Origin of the sequence: Rhodococcus sp. BS-15 (genome assembly GCF_000813105.1) — a bacterium.
GTDB lineage: Bacteria > Actinomycetota > Actinomycetes > Mycobacteriales > Mycobacteriaceae > Rhodococcoides.
Genome location: NZ_BAOX01000493.1, coordinates 1 through 2,001 on the forward strand (window position 1 = coordinate 1; position 2,001 = coordinate 2,001).

Below are 2,001 nucleotides of genomic sequence, written 5' to 3' on the forward strand. Positions count from 1 at the left end.
TCTCGGCGTGGGCCCGGCGACGTGGTCGGCATCCTGGACTGGAACAGCAAGCGCCACTTCGAATTGTACTGGGCCATCCCCGGCACGGCGGCGGCGATGCTGCAGATGAACCTGCGCCTCTCGCCGGCGGACCTCGGCTACGTCGCCACCCACAGCGGCGCCTCCGTCGTGCTGGTCGACGAGTCCCTGCTCCCGGTCGCCCGCGAACTCGCTCCACACGCACCCGGCATCACGACCTGGGTCGTGATGACCGACCGGCCCTCGTCCGAGGTGGATCCCGGCCTGCCGAACGCGGTCTTCTTCGAGGATCTCATGGCTGAGGCCTCCGACGAGATCGACTGGCCAGTGATCGACGAGACGTCCACGTACAGCGCTTGTTACACCACGGGAACCACCGGCCGGCCGAAGGGTGTGTACTACTCGCACCGGGGCATCTACCTGCACACCATGGCGCAGGTGGCCGCCATGGGGATGAACGCCGCGGACTCGGTCATGCTGATCACGCCGATGTTCCACGGCCAGAGCTGGGGACTGCCCCAGTCGGCGGTGTACGCGCAGGCGAAGGTCGTCCTCCCCGGCCGGTACACCGCCGAGGACACGGCAGTTCTCGTCGACGCGATGATCGCCGAGCAGGTGACCGTGGCGAACGGCGCACCCGCGATCTTTGGTCCCATGCTCGACTACATCAAGACCCTCGACGCGATGCCCGACCTCAGCCGTGCTCGGCTCCTCTGTGGGGCGACGGAGCCGCCATTGACCATGATGCGCGGATTCTTCGAGCTCACCGGCGCCGACATCATCCACGCCTACGGAGCAACGGAGACGACGCCGTTCGTGGCCGTCAACCGCGGCATCAAGCCGACCCTCACGGATCTCACCGATGATGAGCGCTGGGACCTCAAGCGCTGCCAGGGACTCCCCTGCGTCGGCGTGGACCTGAAGGTCATCGGCCCCTCGGGCGAGGAACTGCCGCACGACGGCGTCGCCGAGGGCGAGCTGCTCATCCGCGGCCCGTGGATCACCGAGCGCTACCACGACCTCGACGAGGTTCCCGGCGAGCGGTTCATCGACGGCTTCTGGCGGAGCGGCGACGTCGCGACCATCCATCCGAACGGCTACGTTAAGGTCGTCGACCGGCTCAAGGACGTGGTCAAGAGCGGCGGCGAATGGATCTCGTCGATCGACATGGAGAACGCGATCGTGGCACACCCGCGGGTGCGGGAGGCGGCCGTCATCGGCGTCGCGCACCCGAAGTGGCAGGAACGCCCCGTCGTGCTGCTCGCCACGATCGACGGCGAAGATGTGCCCCTCGCGGAGATCCACGAGCTGCTCGCCGGGCGGTTCGCGAAGTGGCAGCTGCCCGACGTCGTGATTCGCGTCGACGCTCTGCCGCGCACCAGCGTCGGCAAACTCGACAAGAAGGTCATGCGGGTCGACCACGCCGACGTGTACACAGGGGTCACCGAATGACGTCAGCGTCTACCGGAGAGCCAGTGGTGATCCGCGAGCACGTCGGCGCGGTCGCCGTGCTGAGCCTGAATCGCCCGAAGGCCTACAACGCGCTCAACCGAGAAGTTTTCGATGCGCTCGGCGCGCACCTGGCAACGTGCAAGGACGACGATGCCGTGCGTGCAGTGATCATCACCGGATCGTCGAAGGCGTTCTGCGCGGGCGCTGACATCAACGCATTCGACGCATTGCGCGCCGAATCGATCCTGGGGTCGTTCGACGCTGGCGGCGGGCCGACCTGGGAGGTGCTTAACGCGTGTCGCAAGCCGGTGATCGCCGCAGTCGAAGGCGTAGCCTTCGGCGGTGGTTGCGAGCTAGCGCTGGCCTGCGACACGGTCATCGCCGGAGCGGGCGCTCGGTTCGCCGTGCCGGAGGTGAAGCTCGGAGTGATCCCGGGGTGCGGGCGGCACGCAACGCCTAATCCGGGCCGTTGGCAAGGCCAAAGCGATGGCCAGCGCTCAGCGGCGATCCGCTGGATGCAGCGGCCGCCGA

The 2,001-nt window shown here is 67.6% G+C and carries 2 protein-coding genes; both read left to right on the forward strand.

Annotated elements, in window-relative coordinates:
- Nucleotides 1-1,470, forward strand: a 1,470-nt coding sequence (locus RHBS_RS27255) for an AMP-binding protein (protein ID WP_128646898.1), incomplete at its 5' end; no start/stop codon positions are given.
- A gap of 26 nt (nt 1,471-1,496) precedes the next feature.
- Nucleotides 1,497-2,001 (forward strand): enoyl-CoA hydratase/isomerase family protein (locus RHBS_RS27260; protein ID WP_237669831.1); only part of this gene is annotated, 505 nt, incomplete at its 3' end.